The organism is Staphylococcus aureus (genome assembly GCF_001027105.1).
Classification (GTDB): Bacteria; Bacillota; Bacilli; order Staphylococcales; family Staphylococcaceae; genus Staphylococcus; species Staphylococcus aureus.
In genome coordinates this window covers 2549377-2572285 of record NZ_CP011526.1, presented here as the reverse complement: position 1 = coordinate 2572285, position 22909 = coordinate 2549377, and the positions used below count along the sequence as shown (strand labels likewise).

Here is a 22909-nt window from a genome sequence, read left to right as displayed (position 1 = left end):
CAATGTCACAAATTTTACATGAAAAATGAAAATTATTTAAATAAAGTATTGCGAGCTACAATTTTAAGGGTTATGATTTTTAAGTGATAATGATTATTATTTCTAATAGGAGAGCGAAATAGTATGTTAAACATTAAAAATGGTGAAATGAATAAGGCTTATAAAATAAAGCGAATGGATATTGCTAATGAGAATATGTTGTATCGTCTAAGTGCCTTTGGGTTAACAGATGACGCTATCATAACGATTAAACAAAAATGTTTATTTAAAGGGCCATGTATTATTGAAGTAAACGGACAACAGTTAAGTATTAGACATTGCGATGCTTGTTCTATTGCATTAGAAGAATAGGAGCCGGACGAATGGAAAATTATTGTATTTTAGGAAATCCTAATGTTGGTAAAACATCTTTGTTTAACGCTTTAACTGGTTCGTATGAATATATAGGCAACTGGAGTGGCGTAACGGTAGAGAAAAAAGTAGGGAAACTTAAAGAAAATGTAGGACAATTAATTGATTTACCAGGTACATATGATTTATCGCCGATTTCTAAAGATGAAACTGTAGTGACAGACTATTTATTAAACGATTCATTTTCAGGAATCATTAACATTGTTGATGCGAGTCAACTAAAAAGAAATATGCAATTAACAGTACAATTGTTAGAACTTAATCAACCAATATACATCGGATTAAATATGATTGATGTAGCTACAAAGCGCGGGATAAAAATCGATTATCATAAATTGATGAAAAAGTTAAAAACACCTATTTTTCCAGTTGTGGCACGTACAGGCAAAGGAACAAAATATTTACTTGGCGAAATAAAGCATCTAGGGGAAGGGTATCAACCGCATTTTAAAATCAATTATGGTGAGAAGATTGAAGAGACAATTAAAAATATGTGTCAAATAATAATGACAGAGACATCTCATGATAAGTATCAAGCTAGGTTTATTGCGATTCAATTCTTATTAAATAACATGCAAATTGCAAACGAACTTAATTCAGAGGTTGTAAATAAATTGTCGAGTTTACGTGATCAAGTTGCTGAACAAGTAGGGGCTGTATCTGTTCGTCGAGAGATGGAGCGTATACGCAATCATTATATTGAGACGTTATTGCAAGACGTGGTAACGTATCCAGATGAAGATAAGCAATATTTCAGCTCTAGAATAGACAAGATATTAACACATAAATATATAGGGATGCCTATCTTTCTAGCAATTATGTGGTTGATCTTTCAAACTACATTTACATGGATTGGCACACCTTTGTCGGATCAACTCGATGCATTTATAGGTGGTACATTTACAGATAGTGTGAAGACGATTATGAATTATCTTGGTGTTATACCATTTTTACAAGATTTAATTACAGATGGCATTATTGCTGGTGTAGGATCAGTATTAGTCTTTGTACCACAAATTGTTGTGCTCTTTTTCTTTATATCTTTATTAGAAGATTCGGGTTATATGGCACGTATTGCGGTTTTAATGGATCGTATTATGGAATCGTTCGGTTTAAGCGGGAAGTCTTTTATACCAATGATTATCGGATTTGGTTGTAATGTACCGAGTATTATGGCTGCGCGCAGTATTGAAAATGAAAAAGAGCGTTTAACAACGATATTAATTGCACCATTCATGTCATGCTCTGCTAGACTGCCAGTGTATGCGTTGTTCGTAGGTATCTTTTTCAAAGAGAATCAATCTTTAGTAGTATTAAGCCTGTATGTTTTAGGTATTATTATGGCATTTTTAGTCAGTACAGTACTTACTAAGACGATTTTAAAAAATGATAATGCAATCTTTATTGTGGAATTGCCAACATACCGTGTGCCTTCCATTAAAACGTTGTGGCGTAGTACTTGGGAAAAGGCTAAGGGCTTTGTTCGTAAAGCAGGTACATTTATTTTTGGCGGCTCAGTAGTCATTTGGCTATTAAGTTATGTAGGACCACATGGTATCAATGTGAATATCAATCAAAGTTTTTTACATATGGTTGGTAGTTTCTTTGGTATGTTAGTGCAACCGCTCGGATTTGGAACATGGCAAGCAGGTGCTACGTTAGTGCCAGGATTTTTAGCAAAAGAAGTTATCGTAAGTTCGATGGCGATTATCTATTCATCAGGTGATGCAGGCCTTGTTAATGTGATTCAAAATCAATTCACACCGCTATCTGCGTATGCATTTATGATATTTATACTATTGTATATTCCTTGTGTTTCTACAGTAGCAGCAATCCGTAAAGAGACTTATTCATGGAAATGGACGGCACTTGCAGTTGCCTATCCTCTAGTCACTGCATATGTCTTAACATTCATTTTTTATCAAGTCGGACATTTATTTGTTTAAGGAGTGGTTAAAGTGTCAGTCATTATTAACATTTTAATTTTTTTAGCAATTTTCGGATATGCCTTATATACACTAGTAAAATTTTTCAAGCGTTCAAAACAAGGAAAATGTGGTACATGTGACATTAATCGTGATTGTTGTGGAACAGAACAGCACACAGCGAATCATTTTCCAGGGAAATAATTAAAAAAATGAGCACAGGCAAGGGCGACCTGATGCTCATTTTTGATGCGCGATATGTTAAAGTGTCGTTATTTACCTTTTACGACTAATTCGTTATCCTCAACATCTATATCCACATGTTTAACGTCTGTATGATCTAAATAGTAATCTGTAATTTTGTCACGTACTTGCTGTTCAACAATACGTCTTAATGGACGTGCACCTAATTCTTCATCATAGCCTTCTTCAATTAACCAATCTTTCGCATCTTGAGAAACGTCCATCGTAATACCTTTTTTGTCTAATGTAACTTGTACATCGTCTAATAATAAGTTGACGATATCTTGCAATGCATCTTTATCTAAATGTAAGAATTCAACGATGCCGTTGAAGCGGTTAAGGAATTCAGGGCGGAAGAATTTTTTCATTTCGTGCATAATATCTTTTTCTTCAGCGTCATTGCCATTGCCAAAGCCAGCATTTGATGTACAAATAATAATTGTATTTTTAAAGTTGATGACATTACCTTGACCATCAGTCAAATTACCATCATCCATTACTTGTAATAACAATGTTAAAATTTGTGGATTTGCTTTTTCGATTTCATCAAATAGAATGACTGAGTATGGATTACGGCGTACTTTTTCAGTTAACGTATTTGAATTGTCATCATAACCAACATAACCAGCAGTTGTACCAATCATTTTTGAAACAGCTGTTGTGTCACTATATTCACTCATATCAAGTCGAATCAGTGCATCTTTATTACCAAATAAATCAATTGCTAATTGTTTAGCAAGCTCTGTTTTACCAACACCAGTAGGGCCAACAAATAGGAAACTGCCAATTGGACGGTTGCCGTCATCAAACCCAGCACGATTACGGCGAATTGCACGTGAAACCATTTCTACAGCTTGATCTTGACCTATGATTTTACTTCTTAAACGATTAGAAATATTTTTTAAACGTTCAATATCGTTATCATCCATTTGAGAAACTGGAATACCAGTTAATCGTTGAATAGTATCTGAAATATCATGAACTGTAGCAACAGCAGTATGTTCACCATTACTATTTTCTAATTTATCTTGTAATGATTTGATTTCATTTTGAATGTCGTCAGCTTTTTTATATTCTTCAGCACTTACTGCTTTACGTTTATCATTTTCTAATTCAGAAATTCGTTTTTCAGTTTCAACTTTATCGACAGCTGGACTTTGCGCAGATAAATGTGCTGCTGTAATATCTAACACATCGATTGCTTTATCTGGTAATAATCGTTGTGGAATATATTGAATTGATAAGTCAACACATGCTTTTAATACGTCATCTGGTAATTTTACTTGATGGTGTTCTTCGAATTTTTCGCGAATACCTTTTAAAATTTCAACAGTATCTTTAGCGCTTGGTTCATTAACAAGCACTTCATTAAATCTGCGCGTTAATGCAGCATCTTTAAGAATATTGTTTCGATATTCATCTTGTGTTGTTGCACCAATAATAGAAATCTCACCACGACTTAATGCAGGTTTCAAAATATCAGATAACCCTTTGCTACCTGAATCACTTCCTGTGGCACCTGAACCGATAATTTGATGGATTTCATCAAAGAATAGTACGGCATTTTGTGAAGATTTAACACCTTCGATTAATTTTTGAATATTTTCTTCAAAAGCACCACGATATTGCGTTCCAGCTTCTAATGATGAAATGTCTACAGAAATAATTTCTTTGTCTTTGATTGCTGCTGGTACATTTCCTTCAACGATTGCCTGTGCTAAACCTTCAACAATCGCAGTTTTACCAACACCAGCTTCTCCAACTAATATAGGATTGTTTTTAGTTCGTCTACTTAAAACTTCAGCAGTTTCTTGAATTTCTTTATCACGACCAATGACTGGATCTAATAAACCGTCACGTGCTTCTTGCGTAAGGTTACGACCAATTTGTTCTAAATAATTGCCGTTGCCACCTTGTTGCCCTTGTTGTCTTTGTGCTGCTTGTTGAAAAGCTTGCGCACTTTGTTCAGCAGAGTGATTGCCACCTTGTTGTGTGAGTTGCGCTAGTTCTTCAGGTGAAACTTCTTTACCATTAATATAGTACTTTTTGTTTCCGACTTGATTTGAACCTTGCATATCTTTCATCATTCTTCGAAAAATTGAATCAAAGTCGCTATTGAAAAAACCGTTATTCATATAACATCACCTCTAAATTTTTTTGAACTAAACAAAAAAGAAATTACTTTTGAAGCGTTATGCAAACTATATACAATTGCAATTGTACTTTTCCACTAATAGTAGGTGATAAAACAGAATATTTTTAAAACTTTATGAATATTGTGTGTTATTTTTAATAAGTAATTATAGGTTTAATAAAATATTAAGGATTCATTGCATTTTCAATATTTTAATTTAAGATTTGGTTTACAAAGTAAGAGGTTAGCACGTGTAGTAAGATATGTAACTGTATATTGCAGCAAAGTGATAGCTGGTATTACGTGTTTATATACGTAATTGACGACTTATTTATTTTTAAAAAATGTGAACATGAATATTTTCTAATTTAACAATTAAGGCGTATGATTAGAAAAAGGGGGAATTTTTATGGAGTATAAGAGTTACTATGATTCGCCTGTAGGACGATTGGAACTTTTGAGTGATGGGGTAAGTCTGACCGCTGTTTTGTTTGAAAATCAACAAGGTGATGGTACTAGGGAAGAAAATACGTCTTTAGCGATATTTAGAGAGGCGACACAGTGGTTAGACGCGTATTTTAAAGGTGACAATCCTGAAATCACAATACCTTTAAAGCCAACAGGTAGTCATTTTCAACAGTGTGTTTGGAATGAATTAAGACAGGTTCCTTATGGGACTCTAACAACGTATGGTGCTATTGCCAAAAAAGTAGGCAAGCTGCTTAACAAGCCAAAAATGTCAGCCCAAGCGGTTGGAGGTGCAGTCGGAAGTAATCCATTATCTATTATCGTGCCATGTCATCGTGTTGTCGGTAAAACGGGTAGCTTAACAGGGTTCGGTGGAACGATTAATAATAAAATTAAGCTGTTAGAGTTGGAGAATATCGATATGTCAAAGCTTTATGTACCAAAACATAGCACGAAGCCGTAACGTATAAAGGATCCAGGCATTAGGAAAACTTCAATAATGTGTCAAATAGGCATAATGAATTCATTCAATACGAAGTGTTATAAATAGAGAACAGCAGTAAGACGATTTCAATTAGAAGTGGTCTTACTGCTGCTTTTAGGTTTTATTATATGTGTTTTAAATACACCGACTACTCTGGTCTGTGATATTCACGAACGTTATTTTCAATATTTGATAAGTAGAAAATATGACGATCTTCATGAACAGCATCTTGTTCTTCGTCAAATTCAACGTCATCAAAACGTTTGAAGAATGTTTCATATGCATCAACAGATACTTCAGTACGGTTATTTAATAATGCTTTATGTGCAGCTTGATCTAAATGATCTTTGTAGCCTTCAACTAATGTCGCACTATAAAATTCACCAACTGAACCTGAGCCATAACTGAATAAACCGATTGTTTCACCAGCTTGTAAATCTCGATTTTCAAGTAATGATATTAGGCTTAAATATAATGATCCAGTATAAATATTACCGACATAACGGTTATAATCTACAGCATCTTCATATCCTGAACGTAAACGCTCTTGAGTTGTTTCATCAGCGTTATCAATGATTGACTCTAATGCCTTTTTACCCATTTTTGTAAATGGAACATGGAAGCATAGAGATGCGAAGTCAGCTAGCGACTTACCTTGACGTTTTGCGTATTCATTCCAGCTTTGTTGGAATGAGCGGATATAAGCATCTTTAGATAATGCACCATCAACTAATGGATATTTATGTCCAGTTGGACGCCAGAAATCATAAACGTCTTCAGTGTAAGCAACAGCATCTTCATTTAATGCCAAAATGCTTGGATTATGTGCAATAACCATCGCAACTGCGCCAGCACCTTGTGTTGGCTCGCCGCCTGAATTCAATCCATAACGTGCTGTATCTGTAGCAATAACTAATACTTTTTCATTCGGTCTAGTTGCTAAATAATCTTTAGCTAATTGAATTGCTGGTGTTGCAGCATAACAAGCTTCTTTCATTTCAAAGCAGCGTGCAAAAGGTTGAATACCTAATAAGTTGTGAATTTGAACAGCGGCTGCTTTAGCAGCATCAACTGCTGATTCAGTTGCCACAATTACCATACCAATTTTCTTTTTGTCTTCGTCTGTTATAATGTCCTTAGCAGCGTTAGCGCCCATTGAAACGATGTCTTGGTTTACAGGACTAACAGCCATTTCAGTTTGACCAATTCCAATTAAAAATTTGTTTGGGTCTACTTGGCGTGCTTCTGCTAATTTAGCCATGTCTACATAGTACTTTGGAACGTAAAAGTTTATTTTATCGATACCTATTGTCATAAGGTTTTACATCCTTTCAAATTTATAAAAGCAACACTTGTATCATATCAGAATATGCTAATTTTATACAAAGAAATATACTAAATTTAAAAATGATTTGTCGTTTCTTGTAAGCGTTTTAATTTACCTTGTTTTATTTTAAAGTCAAAACGACAATTATTCAATTGAATTTTAAGACGAATGACGTTATTTTGTGGTAAAAATAGTAGTGATTGAAATGTTAAAAATTATGTGAAGTAAAAGGAGTACGTCCATGCAAAATTTAGATAAGAATTTTCGACATTTATCTCGTAAAGAAAAGTTACAACAATTGGTTGATAAGCAATGGTTATCAGAAGAACAATTCGACATTTTACTGAATCATCCATTAATCGATGAAGAAGTAGCCAATAGTTTAATTGAAAATGTCATCGCGCAAGGTGCATTACCCGTTGGATTATTACCGAATATCATTGTGGACGATAAGGCATATGTTGTACCTATGATGGTGGAAGAGCCTTCAGTTGTCGCTGCAGCTAGTTATGGTGCAAAGCTAGTGAATCAGACTGGCGGATTTAAAACGGTATCTTCTGAACGTATTATGATAGGTCAAATCGTCTTTGATGGCGTTGACGATACTGAAAAATTATCAGCAGACATTAAAGCTTTAGAAAAGCAAATTCATAAAATTGCGGATGAGGCATATCCTTCTATTAAAGCGCGTGGTGGTGGTTACCAACGTATAGCGATTGATACATTTCCTGAGCAACAGTTACTATCTTTAAAAGTATTTGTTGATACGAAAGATGCTATGGGCGCTAATATGCTTAATACGATTTTAGAGGCCATAACTGCATTTTTAAAAAATGAATTTCCGCAAAGCGACATTTTAATGAGTATTTTATCCAATCATGCAACAGCGTCCGTTGTTAAAGTTCAAGGCGAAATTGATGTTAAAGATTTAGCAAGGGGCGAGAGAACTGGAGAAGAGGTTGCCAAACGAATGGAACGTGCTTCTGTATTGGCCCAAGTAGATATTCATCGTGCAGCAACACATAATAAAGGTGTTATGAATGGCATACATGCTGTTGTTTTAGCAACAGGAAATGATACGCGTGGTGCAGAAGCAAGTGCGCATGCATACGCGAGTCGTGACGGACAGTATCGTGGTATTGCTACATGGCGTTACGATCAAGATCGTCAACGATTGATTGGTACAATTGAAGTGCCTATGACATTGGCAATCGTTGGCGGTGGTACAAAAGTATTACCAATTGCTAAAGCTTCATTAGAGCTACTAAATGTAGAGTCAGCACAAGAATTAGGTCATGTAGTTGCTGCCGTTGGTTTAGCGCAAAACTTTGCAGCATGTCGCGCGCTTGTGTCAGAAGGTATTCAACAAGGTCATATGAGTTTACAATATAAATCATTAGCTATCGTTGTAGGGGCAAAAGGTGATGAAATTGCTAAAGTAGCTGAAGCTTTGAAAAAAGAACCCCGTGCAAATACACAAGCAGCGGAACATATTTTACAAGAAATTAGACAACAATAGTAAATGGCGAATAGCGATTTTAAAGAAAAGTTTAAGTCAGTCCATCGTAGCGCTTAGATAAATTAATATGAACAAAAATAAAAACTTCTATCACACGCATACAGGAAATTGAAGCGTTCGTGATAGAAGTTTTTTGATTAGTAAATCAGTCTAATGAAAAGTAAATAACTTCTTCATGAGACGAATTCATTATAGGATTCAAATTTGGAACGAGTTTCTTCTTGTCTCGATTTTAACAGTCTTAGATTCTTCAAGTTCCTATCATTTTGATATTTGTTAACAATATGAACAGTAGAATGCCTCACTCCACTCCTTTTTTAGCAATTTCTTCTGCAGTCATCATTTATTCATCATATAAGAATTTAATTTCTCATTTCTTATGACTTGCTTGTAAGTATGAAAGAACAACAGCATTGCATTTAAATACAATTATTATTAATTATTCCACTAGCGTTAAAAAGAAGTAATAATAAGATACTTAAGAATAAATATCTGAAAATACTAAAAATTCTGAAAAAACCTTTCTTATTTTTAATATATTGAGTATAATGTTTTTTGAGAGAGGAGATATGACATTTATGGAGATTATAATAGAGATTTATATGTATTTAAGAGATGGAATTAAAGAGCATTTTATTTTGAAAAAGGTTAGAAAAAAATTTAAAAAATTAAATGAGATTAACAGCGATATACAAAATATGTATGCAGAAAATCAGGGGCTCTTAGAAACAGATAAAACAATAATTGACAAGGTCTTAAGCACTGACGTTACAAATAGCCATGATATTAATGAATTATATTTATTTCTTAAAAACTATTTGGATAAGACGCAATGATAACTGTAGCTGTTATAGATACGGGTGTAGATATCTACCATAATAAATTATACAAATATATAAATTTATCAAAAAGTTTTTGTTGATGAATCTTTGACTGATAAAAATGGTCATGGAATCGCTATAACTGGGATTATACTTTTTGTTATAAATGCTCTTCAAATAAATAATGATTTACCAATAAGTATATCAAGTAAACTAAAGAAATATATTCATAAACCTGACTAGCAGTTCTGTCTCAAAGTTAAAATTTATATATAGTTCTATATAAAAGTGGTAATTATAGTTTTGGTTTAACAATATTTTTCTAGCTGTCGAAAGTAATAATAAATGATGTTTCACATTCGAATCGAAATATTTCAAACTTAGTAGCAAAATTACAATGAGACTGTGTTAAATATTAAAGCAATTAAACCGAGTGAAAAGGGGATAAAGGTTTTGAGTCATCAATTTAAACAGGTCTCAAAAACTCAGTTAAATTATTTTTTTAACTAATGACGATGAAAACAGCAAAAAATTATTGAGATTTAGAACAAGGTTTATATCGAAAACGTATGTTAAGTTATAGCGAATTATTTAAATAATAGCATAAAATTTTATATATAGATTATGCTAAAGATGAAATAATAGTTGAAGAAGAAATATACGTTCAATTACGGCAATTTGAAATTTGTAGAAGTAATAATATAATTTCATAAAATAAAAACTTCTATCACACGCATACAGGAAATTGAAGCGTTCGTGATAGAAGTTTTTTGATTAGTAAATATAGTTAAAGTTACGTGCTGCCTTTTTGCTTAGTACACGTGTATTGTATTTTAATGGGCGATAAAAGTTGTATTCTGAAACTTTAATACTACCGTTTTTATATACTTGTTCAACAACTGCGACATGTCCATAATATCCTGCAGTTGATTGCATGACAGCAAATTTTCTTGGTGTACGACCAGTCGCATATTTTGATTTACGTGCATTGTAATACCAATTTTTAGCATTGCCCCATCTATTAGAAACAGGTTTACCGACTTGTGCGCGACGTTTAAATGCCCACCATGTACATTGGTTTTTACTATAATAATTAACTGCGGCATGCGATTGATGCGTTTGTTCGACGGATTGATAAGTGAAATCTGCTGAGAAAAGTACTGCAAAAGCAATTAATAAACGAATTAGTATCTTTTTATATTCCATTTTTATCTCCCAAGTTAATTTTTTTCTTTATTCAACGTTAATTATGATAACAAATTTTTTTTAGAAAACAATGTAAGCAATCAACAATAAAAGTAACTGTAATGAAGTTGTCATATAAAGTGTTGAATTGTAATAAAAATGGATTTTTTCATAAAATGTAGAAATTCATGTATTTAACAATTAATTGTCATAGTGATACAAGGATGTCAGGATTGATTAACAGCGGATATTAGTGGGAAAATATAAAATGATTTAAAAGAAAAGGTACGTGGTTCTATAACTGAAAGAAAATAGCAATCACAATATACTAAATGTAGCAATAACATTAAAAATAGCGCCCTGCAATCAGAGCGCTAACATGAGATGATGTGACTCCATGTATTCATGTATCATTGTACATTTGTGAATTGGTTGAAAACTGATAGTGCCCGTTTAATTACAGGTACTGAGATGCTTTCAGGACATGGATTTGTTCGAAAATATGACAATATTTCACTATGGCTCTTCACTTCTCTAGGGAAATTGCTATCTTGATTAATCCAATCAACCAATTCACCTAATGGTGTGTCATCACCAAGAAAACTTTGCATAAATTCGTAAAAGCTCAATACCTCACCTCGATTAATATACTTGAGCCATTAATATAATACCATAAAAGAATGTGTATTTTACATAAAACTTTTTATAAAGCAATTTTATAAATCTAAATTTATTGAATGTTTAAGAAGTTGTGTATAATGAAATAAACGTGTTGAAATAGTTAGGATGATGTTAGTGGATATCAAACATATGAAATATTTTATTGAAGTCGTTAAGCAAGGAGGCATGACTAATGCTTCCAAATCATTATATATTGCACAACCTACAATTAGTAAAGCAATTAAAGATATTGAAAATGAAATGGGCACGCCCTTATTTGATAGAAGTAAAAGACATTTAATTCTTACCGATGCAGGTCAAATTTTTTATGAGAAAAGTAAAGAAATTGTTGCACTGTATGATTATTTACCATCTGAAATGGAACGCTTGAATGGACTGGAAACAGGACATATAAACATGGGCATGTCGGCAGTCATGAATATGAAGATTCTTATCAATATTCTTGGTGCATTCCATCAACAATATCCAAATGTTACATATAATTTGATAGAAAATGGCGGTAAAACAATTGAACAGCAAATTATCAATGATGAAGTAGATATAGGCGTGACCACTTTGCCAGTCGATCATCATATTTTCGATTATACTACCCTAGATAAGGAAGATTTGCGACTTATCGTGAGCAGAGAGCATCGACTCGCAAAATATGAAACTGTTAAACTCGAAGATTTAGCAGGTGAAGACTTCATTTTATTTAATAAAGACTTTTACTTGAATGATAAAATTATTGAAAATGCTAAAAACGTTGGCTTTGTTCCGAATACTGTAGCGCAAATTTCACAATGGCATGTTATAGAAGATTTAGTTACGAATGAATTAGGTATTAGTATTTTACCAACATCAATTTCAGAGCAACTAAATGGAGATGTGAAGCTGCTACGCATTGAAGATGCTCATGTACATTGGGAATTAGGTGTTGTTTGGAAGAAGGATAAACAATTAAGTCATGCCACAACGAAATGGATAGAATTTTTGAAAGACCGTTTAGGCTAACATATTAATAAAGCACTCATTATTTAAGGCGCATCATTACGTGGGTCATTGAAATAATGAGTGTTTTTTTGTGAAAATGAAGTGAAATTTAGAGAGCGTTTCCATAGAAAATAGTAATACAAACTATAAAAAAAGAGTATTTTTATATTGTGTACGCCATCTTTATAATAGTTATTGTAACAATTTAGACATATTTAGAAAGGGATGGCGCCATGCACAAAGTCCAATTAATAATCAAACTACTACTACAACTAGGAATCATCATTGTGATTACTTATATTGGCACAGAAATTCAAAAGATTTTTCATCTTCCCTTAGCCGGCAGTATTGTTGGTCTATTTTTATTTTATTTACTATTACAATTTAAGATTGTACCGCTAACTTGGGTAGAAGACGGTGCAAACTTTTTATTAAAGACGATGGTCTTTTTCTTCATACCGTCAGTTGTAGGTATTATGGATGTTGCTTCCGAAATTACGCTAAATTATATACTCTTTTTCGCAGTCATTATCATAGGAACATGTATCGTTGCATTATCTTCAGGTTATATTGCTGAAAAAATGTCTGTTAAACATAAACATCGTAAAGGTGTAGACGCTTATGAATGATTACGTGCAAGCCTTATTAATGATTTTGTTGACTGTCGTTTTATATTATTTCGCTAAAAGGTTACAACAAAAATATCCGAACCCATTTTTGAATCCAGCATTAATTGCATCTTTAGGAATTATTTTTGTCTTACTTATCTTTGGAATTAGTTATAACGGGTATATGAAAGGTGGCAGTTGGATCAACCATATTTTAAACGCAACGGTCGTATGTTTAGCGTACCCACTTTATAAAAATAGAGAGAAAATTAAAGACAATGTCTCTATCATTTTTGCAAGTGTATTAACTGGCGTCATGCTGAATTTCATGTTAGTGTTCTTAACACTTAAAGCATTTGGCTATTCTAAAGACGTCATTGTAACGTTATTGCCCCGATCTATAACAGCCGCAGTAGGTATCGAAGTGTCACATGAACTAGGTGGTACAGATACGATGACCGTACTTTTTATTATCACAACGGGTTTAATCGGTAGTATTTTAGGTTCGATGTTATTAAGATTTGGAAGATTTGAATCTTCTATCGCCAAAGGATTAACGTATGGGAATGCGTCACATGCATTTGGCACAGCTAAAGCACTAGAAATGGATATTGAATCCGGTGCATTTAGTTCAATTGGGATGATTTTAACTGCAGTTATTAGTTCAGTGTTAATACCTGTTCTAATTTTATTATTCTATTAATTTAGATATTTAAAATGATAGACAGAAAGGGAGGCTATTAGTAATAATGGCAAAAATAAAAGCAAATGAAGCATTAGTTAAAGCATTACAAGCATGGGATATAGATCACTTGTATGGTATTCCAGGAGACTCAATCGACGCAGTAGTCGATAGTTTACGTACAGTGAGAGATCAATTTAAATTTTATCATGTACGTCATGAAGAAGTAGCAAGCTTAGCGGCTGCTGGTTACACAAAATTAACTGGTAAAATCGGTGTGGCATTAAGTATCGGTGGCCCTGGTTTAATTCATTTATTAAATGGTATGTATGATGCCAAAATGGATAATGTACCGCAATTAATATTATCTGGACAAACGAATAGTACAGCACTTGGAACGAAAGCATTCCAAGAAACAAATTTACAAAAATTATGTGAAGATGTAGCCGTTTATAATCACCAAATTGAAAAAGGTGACAATGTGTTTGAAATCGTTAACGAAGCAATTCGTACGGCATATGAACAAAAAGGTGTAGCTGTTGTTATTTGTCCTAACGACTTATTAACTGAAAAAATTAAAGATACAACGAATAAACCAGTAGATACATCAAGACCAACAGTAGTATCACCAAAATATAAAGACATCAAAAAAGCGGTTAAACTAATTAATAAAAGTAAAAAGCCTGTCATGTTAATTGGTGTAGGTGCGAAACATGCGAAAGATGAGCTACGTGAATTTATTGAAATGGCTAAAATTCCTGTCATTCATTCATTACCAGCTAAAACAATCTTGCCGGATGATCATCCATATAGTATCGGTAACTTAGGTAAAATCGGTACCAAAACATCTTATCAAACAATGCAGGAAGCGGATTTATTAATTATGGTTGGTACAAACTATCCATATGTGGATTACTTACCTAAGAAAAATATTAAAGCCATTCAAATTGACACAAATCCTAAAAATATCGGACATCGTTTCAATATTAATGTAGGAATTGTTGGAGATAGTAAAATTGCGTTGCATCAGTTAACTGAAAATATTAAACATGTTGCTGAAAGACCATTCTTAAACAAAACGTTAGAACGTAAAGCGGTTTGGGATAAATGGATGGAACAAGATAAAAATAATAATAGTAAACCATTACGTCCAGAACGATTAATGGCATCAATCAATAAATTTATTAAAGATGATGCAGTGATTTCAGCAGATGTAGGTACAGCAACAGTTTGGTCAACTCGATACTTAAACCTTGGTGTAAATAACAAGTTCATCATTTCAAGTTGGTTAGGTACAATGGGTTGCGGTCTTCCAGGTGCAATTGCATCAAAAATTGCATATCCAAATAGACAAGCCATCGCAATTGCTGGTGACGGTGCATTCCAAATGGTAATGCAAGACTTCGCTACAGCAGTACAATATGATTTACCTTTAACTGTATTTGTACTTAATAACAAACAGTTAGCATTTATTAAATATGAACAACAAGCAGCTGGTGAATTAGAATATGCAGTTGATTTTTCTGATATGGATCATGCAAAATTTGCTGAGGCAGCAGGTGGTAAAGGTTATACAATTAAGAGTGCTAGCGAAGTAGATGCTATAGTCGAAGAGGCATTAGCACAAGATGTACCAACGATTGTAGATGTATATGTTGATCCTAATGCTGCGCCATTACCAGGTAAAATTGTAAATGAAGAAGCGCTTGGTTATGGTAAGTGGGCATTTAGATCAATTACTGAAGATAAACATTTAGATTTAGATCAAATTCCACCAATTTCAGTGGCAGCAAAACGTTTCTTATAACTGATTTAAAGGTTATCACAATTGAATTGAACTATAAAAACGGTAATTTCTATTTCAACAAAATGGGAATTGCCGTTTTGTTTATTTATCACAAATGATCGTACTGAATTGATGATAAAATTGTGAAAAAGTTGTTGAAAACGCTTTTACAAATATGTATAATAGCTATGAATTAGATATCACTTGCGTGTTACTGGTAATGCAGGCATGAGCAAACAACCGCACTATGAGAATAGTCTTGTTTGTTCATGCCTGCTTTTTTTGTACATGGAAGCGGAAATTGAGATAGGGGATGTTTATATGTTTAAGAAATTGTTTGGACAATTGCAACGTATCGGTAAAGCATTAATGTTACCTGTTGCGATTTTACCAGCAGCTGGTATTTTATTAGCGTTTGGTAACGCAATGCACAACGAACAATTAGTAGAAATTGCACCATGGTTAAAAAACGATATCATTGTAATGATTTCGTCGGTCATGGAAGCAGCAGGACAAGTTGTATTTGATAACTTGCCATTATTATTTGCAGTTGGTACAGCACTTGGATTAGCAGGAGGAGACGGTGTTGCAGCATTAGCAGCGCTAGTAGGTTACTTAATTATGAATGCAACAATGGGGAAAGTGTTGCACATTACAATTGATGACATTTTCTCATATGCCAAAGGGGCAAAAGAATTAAGTCAAGCAGCGAAAGAACCAGCACATGCTTTAGTATTAGGTATTCCAACGTTACAAACGGGTGTGTTTGGTGGTATTATCATGGGTGCTTTAGCCGCATGGTGTTACAACAAATTTTATAATATTACACTACCACCATTTTTAGGATTCTTTGCAGGTAAACGATTTGTACCGATTGTGACATCGGTCGTAGCAATCGCAACAGGTGTGCTTTTAAGCTTTGCGTGGCCACCAATTCAAGATGGATTAAATAGTTTATCGAATTTCTTATTAAATAAAAATTTAACATTAACAACGTTTATATTCGGTATTATTGAACGCTCATTAATTCCATTTGGTTTACATCATATTTTCTATTCACCGTTCTGGTTTGAATTCGGAAGTTATACAAATCACGCAGGTGAATTGGTTCGTGGTGACCAACGTATTTGGATGGCACAATTGAAAGATGGCGTACCATTTACTGCTGGTGCATTTACTACTGGTAAATATCCATTTATGATGTTTGGTTTACCAGCGGCGGCATTTGCTATTTATAAAAATGCACGACCAGAACGTAAAAAAGTCGTGGGTGGTTTAATGTTATCAGCAGGATTAACTGCATTTTTAACTGGTATCACTGAGCCATTAGAATTTTCATTCTTATTTGTAGCACCAGTACTTTATGGAATTCACGTATTATTAGCTGGTACATCATTCTTAGTAATGCATTTATTAGGCGTTAAAATTGGTATGACATTCTCAGGTGGTTTCATAGATTATATTTTATATGGTTTATTAAACTGGGATCGTTCACACGCATTATTAGTTATTCCAGTCGGTATTGTATATGCTATCGTGTATTACTTCTTATTCGACTTTGCAATTCGTAAGTTTAAATTGAAAACACCAGGTCGTGAAGATGAAGAAACTGAAATTCGTAACTCTAGTGTCGCAAAATTACCATTTGATGTCTTAGATGCAATGGGTGGAAAAGAAAACATTAAACATTTAGATGCATGTATTACACGTCTACGCGTAGAAGTGGTTGATAAATCAAAAGTAGATGTAGCAGGTATTAAAGCTTTAGGCGCATCAGGTGTATTAGAAGTTGGAAACAATATGCAAGCTATCTTTGGTCCAAAATCAGATCAAATTAAACATGATATGGCCAAGATTATGAGTGGTGAAATTACGAAACCAAGTGAAACGACAGTGACTGAAGAAATGTCAGATGAACCAGTTCACGTAGAAGCACTTGGAACAACAGACATCTATGCACCAGGTATCGGTCAAATCATTCCATTATCAGAAGTACCTGATCAAGTATTCGCTGGTAAAATGATGGGTGATGGTGTTGGCTTTATCCCTGAAAAAGGTGAAATTGTAGCACCGTTTGATGGTACAGTGAAAACAATCTTCCCTACGAAACATGCGATAGGATTAGAATCTGAAAGTGGCGTCGAAGTACTTATTCATATTGGTATCGATACAGTGAAACTGAATGGTGAAGGATTCGAAAGTCTGATTAACGTTGATGAAAAAGTAACACAAGGTCAACCATTAATGAAAGTGAATTTAGCATACTTGAAAGCACACGCACCAAGCATCGTTACACCAATGATTATTACAAATCTTGAAAATAAAGAACTTGTCATTGAAGATGTACAAGATGCTGATCCAGGTAAGCTAATTATGACAGTCAAATAATGATTAAAAATGAAACAGCATATCAAATGAATGAACTTTTAGTCATTCGTAGTGCGTATGCGAAGTAGCGAGTTGAAAGAGAATACGTTACAAAAGGCAGTAGCTTAAAATGAAGCTACTGCCTTTTTAGTGCGCAATGATGTATAGCAGGTGTGTTGATGATAATAAGTTAAATATTAGTGTTAGATATAGAAAACATTGCTTATGTTTTTGTCACATTTTAGAAAAATGCATCTTCGCGACTAGCCAAATTAATAGTCTCATTGAAAAGTTTGATTTTCCGTAATAAAGTTCAATTGCTTGTATTTTTATCATGAAAGTAATAAAAATAAATTAACATGATTTTAAATCTATTTGTAAGATAAGGAGATTTGTCATTATGACAACAGAAGGTCTATTAGTTGCAGAGAAAGAAATCGAAGTGAATGGTTACGACATTGATGCGATGGGTGTCGTTAGTAATATCGTTTATATTAGATGGTTCGAAGATTTGAGAACAGCGTTTATTAATCAGCACATGAATTACTCAACAATGATCAATCAAGGCATTTCACCTATACTTATGAAAACGGAAGCAGAGTATAAAGTACCTGTCACAATACATGACAAACCAGTAGGTCGTATTTACTTAGTTAAAGCAAGCAAGATGAAATGGGTGTTTCAGTTTGAAATTGTGTCCGCACATGGCGTGCATTGTATTGGTACACAGACAGGCGGTTTTTACAGATTGAGTGATAAGAAGATAACCTCTGTGCCACAAGTGTTTCAAGACATTTTAGCAACAAAATAATGACTTCATTTTAAAATATAAAAAGTAAGAAGGTGTTCGAAATGGTTAAGCAATTAAATAGTGTCGAAGCATTCCGTGAATTTATTCATCAATATCCGTTAGCAGTTGTACATGTCATGCGCGATCAGTGTAGCGTGTGTCATGCCGTTTTACCACAAATTGAAGACTTGATGCAATCATATCCCAATGTGCCATTAGCTGTGATTAATCAAAGTCAGGTGGAAGCTATTGCTGGAGAATTAAATATTTTCACTGTACCTGTGGATTTAATTTTTATGAATGGAAAAGAAATGCATCGTCAAGGGCGTTTTATCGATATGCAACGTTTTGAACATCATCTTAAGCAAATGAATGATAGTGTAAATAACGATGTCGATGAGCATTAATATCGCAAATGATTAGCATTGCTAAGATTATGTAGACATCATAACTTATTTCCCAGTAAATATTGGTAGTAATTAGAATCAGCATGGTACAGTAGAACTATAGTAGAAATCATCAAAGAGGAGTGACGACAAATGCGTAAAAAATGGTCTACACTTGCGTTTGGATTTTTAGTTGCAGCATACGCACATATTAGAATTAAAGAAAAACGCAGTGTGAAAAGTTATATGTTAGAACAAGGTATACGATTATCTAGAGCTAAGCGTCGTTTTATGTATAAAGAAGAAGCGATGAAAGCATTAGAAAAAATGGCGCCACAGACAGCAGGCGAATATGAGGGAACCAATTATCAGTTTAAGATGCCAGTAAAAGTGGATAAGCACTTCGGTTCAACCGTTTATACCGTTAACGATAAACAAGATAAGCATCAACGCGTTGTATTATATGCACATGGAGGCGCATGGTTCCAAGACCCACTCAAAATTCATTTCGAATTTATTGATGAACTTGCAGAAACACTCAATGCTAAAGTCATCATGCCAGTATATCCGAAGATTCCGCATCAAGATTATCAAGCGACGTATGTGCTTTTTGAAAAGTTGTACCATGATTTATTGAATCAAGTAGCAGATTCTAAACAAATCGTTGTAATGGGTGACTCTGCGGGCGGTCAAATTGCTTTATCATTTGCTCAATTGTTAAAAGAAAAACATATTGTGCAACCAGGACATATTGTATTAATTTCACCAGTTTTAGATGCAACGATGCAGCATCCTGAAATTCCTGACTACTTAAAGAAAGACCCAATGGTAGGTGTGGATGGCAGTGTGTTCTTAGCTGAACAATGGGCAGGGGACACACCTTTAGATAACTACAAAGTATCACCAATTAATGGTGACTTAGATGGTTTAGGTCGTATTACATTAACTGTTGGTACAAAAGAAGTACTGTACCCAGATGCTTTGAACTTATCGCAATTGTTGAGTGCGAAAGGTATCGAACATGACTTTATACCTGGATATTACCAATTCCATATTTATCCAGTATTTCCGATACCAGAGCGACGACGCTTTTTATACCAAGTGAAAAATATTATTAACTAAAATAAAAAACTCTGATATCACCTATAAGGTAACTACGTTGTTAAATAATAGTTACTTGCTAAAGTGATTATCAGAGTTTTCTTATTCATCTAATGTTTCAGGTTGTCTTTTAAGTGATAGTAATAAAATTAAAATCATAATAAGAATGATGCCTACGATTTGAAATGGTTTGAATGCCACATGTAACCATAGACTGCTTGCGATAACGGCTACGACAGGTTCAACAGTTCCGAATAATGTTGTTTCTTTCGCTGATATGTATTGTAAACTGTCGATAAAGAAATAAAATGCGAGTGCGGTACCACCGATAATACCAAAGATTAAAAATAATATAATTGATATGTCCCATTTAGTGATATCAATGTGCCAAATTGGATGGCGTAAATTCATCGCAACACCAGAAATAAGCATTGCCCACCCGACAATTAGAATCGAACCGAAGCGGTTAAGTAGGTCTGAAGGATAAATTGTGTAAAAAGCGAGTGCTACACCAGCTAAAATACCCCAGAATAAACTTGCAGGATTGACGACTAAATTAGAAAATGAACCATTTGTTAATAATAAAAATGTTCCTAATAGTGTCATGATAATAGCAAGCACATCAAATAATGTTAGTTTTGCAACGCCTCTTATGACAAACCAAATAATAATATAAACTGGCGCAATGTATTGTAGTAATGTTGCAATCGCAGCATTACCTGTATTAATAGATGCCATATAAGCATATTGTACTACTAACATGCCCAGTATACTGAAGATAAGTAATTTGCCTAACATACGTCGATCTTGGAATACGCTAAATATTGAACGTTTGGGTTGCATCATTTTGTACATAATAAGTAAGAAAACACCACTGACTACAAGTCGAGCAGTGACGTACCAATCGACATTAATATTCTTATATTTGAACAAGAAATCAGAAACAGTACCACCTAATCCCCATAAACAAGCACCGACAATGGCAAGTATAATTCCTTTTAAACGCAAAGCTGAATGATTATTCGCCAAGTATCTCACCCCTTTAAAACTTAACACCAACAACATAAAATATGTCGGTGTATGATAATGATTTAATTCATTATATCGACTTTTAAGAAAGAGTGAAATGAGAAAATAAAAAAATCATCTAAGATGTAGTGGTCTAGATGATAGATAAATGAATCGATATGGGAAATGAATGTTGAAACACAGAGGATAAACTATTTAAATGAGATTTCAGGAAGACTCAAATGTTTTTGCGTAAGAGATCCATGATGAGAATGCTGACTATCTAACACGAAATGTGATACATCATGTCCAGTCATACTCGTATATAAAATAATGACTAAATAAGAAGTGAACGTTATAAAGATAAGTGCTAAATAGATAGAAATTGCAACTTTAACGGAATGACTCAATTGCACCTTTATCGCCTCCACTAAGTTATACTAAATATTTTCATCTTCAGTATAACCAACCATTGTTAAGTTGATGTAAATTTAGCTTTAAAAAAAAGTAAAGATTCAACCTATAGACTATCATCATTCCTATCAGAAAACTAAAAATAATATCCTACTTTAATTATCTTATTGCAAATATATGTGTAATAAGTTATTTTTGAATATAGTGTGCGGTTTTATAAACACAGCACAAAAACAAAAAATAAATAGCTCGAAAGATAAAGTGTATGAATATTAAAAGTTTTTAGAAATATTACTTACTTTCAGATGTAAAAAAGTTATCAAAAAACTGTCACACAACTGTTTGAAATATAGAGTAAAAAGTTAATTAGTAAATATTAACGACAACATAAGTAGTTTTTGAAACAATCCATTTTAAAAATCTTTCACAAATATGAAATATTTCACTTAAATATTTGATTTGATAACAGATAAAAGTTGAAAACGTTTTCTTAAGGGTGTACGATGTTTATGGTCTGAAAATAAAATAAACATAGAGAGAGGTTTTTGGGAAATGGATATTCTGTTAGGTGTAGGCACATTAGTCTTGGTTTTAGTGATCATGACGCTATTTTTAAAGTATGCACCGTACGGTAAACAAGGACTACAAGCATTATCCGGTGCAGCTTGTGCGACATTTCTACCACAAGCATTCTTAAGTTATGCTATTGGTGGCGTATTTGATATTAAATTTCTACAAGATATTGGGGATTTAGCAGGAAGTTTAAGCGGTATCGCAGTAGGTATTCTAACGTGCTTAAACTTAGGCGTTGCACCAGTATTTGCGGTCATTGTTGGTTTAGTATTACATGACTTTAAATTATTACCAGCATTCATCGCAGCTTATGGCGTAGCTTTTTTAATTAAATGGATTGAAAAGAAAGTTCCAGAAGGCTTGGACTTAATTGTGGTGATCTTATTTGCACCAGCAATTGCTTTCGGACTTGCATCAATCATTACACCTGGTGTGCTAGCAACATTAAAACAAATAGGTAGTGCTGTCACTGCGGTAGGTGATAACAATCCATATGCATTAGCGGTCATTTTAGGACTAGTGATTCCTGTTACAGGTATGACACCGCTAAGTTCAATGGTATTAACAAGTTTATTAGGACTGACAGGTGTTCCTATGGCTATTGGAGCACTAACATGTACAGGTAGCTCATTTGTTAACCTTATTTTATTCCGAAAATTAAACATTGGTGGACCGTCAAAAGCATTTGCAGTTTGTATTGAGCCATTGACGCAAATTGATTTAATAGCGCAATATCCAGTACAACTATATGGTACAAATGCACTGATTGGGGTCGTCAACGCATGTATCGTGACATTTAGCGGACTAGTAATAGGTGTCAAAGGTATGGCAACACCAATTGCAGGCGCCATCGTATTGTTTGGCTTTAATAATGCAGTGACATCAATTGTAACAATCGCAACAGTGATTATTGTCAGCATTGTCTTAGCCTATATTATTGGAACACTAATTAATAAGTTTAATTTAATGAATATCAACTTTAAAATGCCGAGCAAAAAGAATCATATTAAGGAGAGTGTTTAAT

The 22909-nt window shown here is 33.7% G+C and carries 23 protein-coding genes; 17 read left to right on the top strand and 6 right to left on the bottom strand.

Translation table 11 applies throughout. The features are described from left to right. Positions 1–123: 123 nt before the first annotated feature. The 3 genes from AA076_RS13120 to AA076_RS15735 are packed head-to-tail and all read left to right on the top strand — an operon-like array spanning position 124 to position 2540. Positions 124–351 carry a FeoA family protein gene (locus tag AA076_RS13120; protein WP_000932073.1) on the top strand — a complete coding sequence of 76 codons (228 nt, stop codon included), beginning with the start codon at positions 124–126 and terminating at the stop codon, positions 349–351. Positions 352–362: 11 nt separating this feature from the next. Beyond that, positions 363–2357 (top strand): ferrous iron transport protein B, encoded by a 1995-nt coding sequence (feoB, locus tag AA076_RS13115; RefSeq protein WP_000432907.1) that lies wholly within the window; start codon positions 363–365, stop codon positions 2355–2357. 12 nt (positions 2358–2369) lie between these two features. Then, complete coding sequence (locus AA076_RS15735; protein WP_000111118.1) at positions 2370–2540, top strand: FeoB-associated Cys-rich membrane protein; 171 nt, start codon at positions 2370–2372, stop codon at positions 2538–2540. A 68-nt stretch (positions 2541–2608) separates the two neighbouring features. Here AA076_RS15735 and clpL read toward each other — a convergent pair whose 3' ends face one another. Next, entirely contained in the window at positions 2609–4714 is a 2106-nt protein-coding gene (gene clpL, locus AA076_RS13105) for an ATP-dependent Clp protease ATP-binding subunit ClpL (RefSeq protein ID WP_001058981.1), read from the bottom strand. 408 nt (positions 4715–5122) lie between these two features. On the opposite strand from clpL, the gene AA076_RS13100 reads away from it, so the two are divergent. Continuing rightward, positions 5123–5644, top strand: coding sequence for a methylated-DNA--[protein]-cysteine S-methyltransferase (locus AA076_RS13100; RefSeq protein ID WP_000455987.1), 522 nt, complete (start codon positions 5123–5125; stop codon positions 5642–5644). A gap of 169 nt (positions 5645–5813) precedes the next feature. On the opposite strand, the gene AA076_RS13095 is transcribed toward AA076_RS13100, so the two are convergent. Further along, the gene (locus AA076_RS13095; protein ID WP_000151982.1) at positions 5814–6980 is read right to left on the bottom strand and encodes a hydroxymethylglutaryl-CoA synthase; all 1167 of its coding nucleotides are present in this window, start codon (positions 6978–6980) and stop codon (positions 5814–5816) included. 253 nt (positions 6981–7233) lie between these two features. Between AA076_RS13095 and AA076_RS13090 the strand changes: the two genes are divergently transcribed. The 4 genes from AA076_RS13090 to AA076_RS15725 all read left to right on the top strand — a co-directional run bounded on the left by AA076_RS13090 (position 7234) and on the right by AA076_RS15725 (position 9842). After that, entirely contained in the window at positions 7234–8511 is a 1278-nt protein-coding gene (locus tag AA076_RS13090; protein WP_001180323.1) for a hydroxymethylglutaryl-CoA reductase, degradative, read from the top strand. A gap of 578 nt (positions 8512–9089) precedes the next feature. Then, entirely contained in the window at positions 9090–9347 is a 258-nt protein-coding gene (locus tag AA076_RS13085) for a hypothetical protein (RefSeq protein ID WP_000402605.1), read from the top strand. 93 nt (positions 9348–9440) lie between these two features. Further along, positions 9441–9575, top strand: a complete 135-nt coding sequence (locus AA076_RS16025; protein ID WP_001789912.1) for a hypothetical protein — start codon at positions 9441–9443, stop codon at positions 9573–9575. A 162-nt stretch (positions 9576–9737) separates the two neighbouring features. After that, positions 9738–9842 carry a hypothetical protein gene (locus tag AA076_RS15725; RefSeq protein ID WP_001791767.1) on the top strand — a complete coding sequence of 35 codons (105 nt, stop codon included), beginning with the start codon at positions 9738–9740 and terminating at the stop codon, positions 9840–9842. A 264-nt stretch (positions 9843–10106) separates the two neighbouring features. Here the strand turns inward: AA076_RS15725 and AA076_RS13070 are convergent, their stop codons facing one another. Then, on the bottom strand, positions 10107–10538 hold the full coding sequence (locus AA076_RS13070; RefSeq protein ID WP_000455861.1) for a CHAP domain-containing protein: 432 nt from the start codon (positions 10536–10538) through the stop codon (positions 10107–10109). Between the two features lie 389 nt (positions 10539–10927). Beyond that, positions 10928–11146 carry a sterile alpha motif-like domain-containing protein gene (locus tag AA076_RS13065; RefSeq protein WP_000011687.1) on the bottom strand — a complete coding sequence of 73 codons (219 nt, stop codon included), beginning with the start codon at positions 11144–11146 and terminating at the stop codon, positions 10928–10930. A gap of 166 nt (positions 11147–11312) precedes the next feature. Between AA076_RS13065 and cidR the strand changes: the two genes are divergently transcribed. From cidR to AA076_RS13025, 8 genes are all read left to right on the top strand, one after another. After that, on the top strand, positions 11313–12191 hold the full coding sequence (gene cidR / locus AA076_RS13060; RefSeq protein ID WP_000351761.1) for a cidABC operon transcriptional activator CidR: 879 nt from the start codon (positions 11313–11315) through the stop codon (positions 12189–12191). Between the two features lie 212 nt (positions 12192–12403). Then, positions 12404–12799 carry a holin-like murein hydrolase modulator CidA gene (cidA, locus tag AA076_RS13055; RefSeq protein ID WP_000549734.1) on the top strand — a complete coding sequence of 132 codons (396 nt, stop codon included), beginning with the start codon at positions 12404–12406 and terminating at the stop codon, positions 12797–12799. Beyond that, the gene (locus AA076_RS13050) at positions 12792–13481 is read left to right on the top strand and encodes an LrgB family protein (protein WP_001001019.1); all 690 of its coding nucleotides are present in this window, start codon (positions 12792–12794) and stop codon (positions 13479–13481) included. The genes cidA and AA076_RS13050 overlap by 8 nt, the downstream gene beginning before the upstream one ends. Positions 13482–13527: 46 nt before the next feature. Then, entirely contained in the window at positions 13528–15267 is a 1740-nt protein-coding gene (locus tag AA076_RS13045) for a pyruvate oxidase (RefSeq protein WP_001062658.1), read from the top strand. A 300-nt stretch (positions 15268–15567) separates the two neighbouring features. After that, a complete protein-coding gene (gene ptsG, locus AA076_RS13040) occupies positions 15568–17634 on the top strand; it encodes a glucose-specific PTS transporter subunit IIBC (RefSeq protein ID WP_000473675.1) in 2067 nt (688 codons plus the stop codon). A 379-nt stretch (positions 17635–18013) separates the two neighbouring features. Further along, positions 18014–18424, top strand: coding sequence for an acyl-CoA thioesterase (locus tag AA076_RS13035; RefSeq protein ID WP_000206033.1), 411 nt, complete (start codon positions 18014–18016; stop codon positions 18422–18424). 41 nt (positions 18425–18465) lie between these two features. Next, complete coding sequence (locus tag AA076_RS13030) at positions 18466–18810, top strand: thioredoxin family protein (protein WP_000240662.1); 345 nt, start codon at positions 18466–18468, stop codon at positions 18808–18810. Between the two features lie 132 nt (positions 18811–18942). Further along, positions 18943–19911 (top strand): alpha/beta hydrolase fold domain-containing protein, encoded by a 969-nt coding sequence (locus tag AA076_RS13025; protein ID WP_001228162.1) that lies wholly within the window; start codon positions 18943–18945, stop codon positions 19909–19911. Positions 19912–19992: 81 nt separating this feature from the next. Here AA076_RS13025 and AA076_RS13020 read toward each other — a convergent pair whose 3' ends face one another. Continuing rightward, positions 19993–20928 (bottom strand): DMT family transporter, encoded by a 936-nt coding sequence (locus AA076_RS13020; protein ID WP_011447074.1) that lies wholly within the window; start codon positions 20926–20928, stop codon positions 19993–19995. A gap of 182 nt (positions 20929–21110) precedes the next feature. After that, complete coding sequence (locus tag AA076_RS13015; RefSeq protein ID WP_001177186.1) at positions 21111–21314, bottom strand: hypothetical protein; 204 nt, start codon at positions 21312–21314, stop codon at positions 21111–21113. 550 nt (positions 21315–21864) lie between these two features. Here AA076_RS13015 and AA076_RS13010 point away from each other — a divergent pair. Further along, positions 21865–22908, top strand: a complete 1044-nt coding sequence (locus AA076_RS13010; protein WP_000353634.1) for a PTS sugar transporter subunit IIC — start codon at positions 21865–21867, stop codon at positions 22906–22908. Position 22909 lies beyond the last annotated feature (1 nt).

Coding starts and splice junctions, on each gene's coding strand:
- AA076_RS13120 (WP_000932073.1), top strand. CDS start 124: ATGTTAAACATTAAAAATGGTGAAATGAATAAGGCTTATAAAATAAAG.
- feoB (WP_000432907.1), top strand. CDS start 363: ATGGAAAATTATTGTATTTTAGGAAATCCTAATGTTGGTAAAACATCT.
- clpL (WP_001058981.1), bottom strand. CDS start 4,714: ATGAATAACGGTTTTTTCAATAGCGACTTTGATTCAATTTTTCGAAGA.
- AA076_RS13100 (WP_000455987.1), top strand. CDS start 5,123: ATGGAGTATAAGAGTTACTATGATTCGCCTGTAGGACGATTGGAACTT.
- AA076_RS13095 (WP_000151982.1), bottom strand. CDS start 6,980: ATGACAATAGGTATCGATAAAATAAACTTTTACGTTCCAAAGTACTAT.
- AA076_RS13090 (WP_001180323.1), top strand. CDS start 7,234: ATGCAAAATTTAGATAAGAATTTTCGACATTTATCTCGTAAAGAAAAG.
- AA076_RS13085 (WP_000402605.1), top strand. CDS start 9,090: ATGGAGATTATAATAGAGATTTATATGTATTTAAGAGATGGAATTAAA.
- AA076_RS13070 (WP_000455861.1), bottom strand. CDS start 10,538: ATGGAATATAAAAAGATACTAATTCGTTTATTAATTGCTTTTGCAGTA.
- cidA (WP_000549734.1), top strand. CDS start 12,404: ATGCACAAAGTCCAATTAATAATCAAACTACTACTACAACTAGGAATC.
- AA076_RS13050 (WP_001001019.1), top strand. CDS start 12,792: ATGAATGATTACGTGCAAGCCTTATTAATGATTTTGTTGACTGTCGTT.
- AA076_RS13045 (WP_001062658.1), top strand. CDS start 13,528: ATGGCAAAAATAAAAGCAAATGAAGCATTAGTTAAAGCATTACAAGCA.
- ptsG (WP_000473675.1), top strand. CDS start 15,568: ATGTTTAAGAAATTGTTTGGACAATTGCAACGTATCGGTAAAGCATTA.
- AA076_RS13035 (WP_000206033.1), top strand. CDS start 18,014: ATGACAACAGAAGGTCTATTAGTTGCAGAGAAAGAAATCGAAGTGAAT.
- AA076_RS13030 (WP_000240662.1), top strand. CDS start 18,466: ATGGTTAAGCAATTAAATAGTGTCGAAGCATTCCGTGAATTTATTCAT.
- AA076_RS13025 (WP_001228162.1), top strand. CDS start 18,943: ATGCGTAAAAAATGGTCTACACTTGCGTTTGGATTTTTAGTTGCAGCA.
- AA076_RS13010 (WP_000353634.1), top strand. CDS start 21,865: ATGGATATTCTGTTAGGTGTAGGCACATTAGTCTTGGTTTTAGTGATC.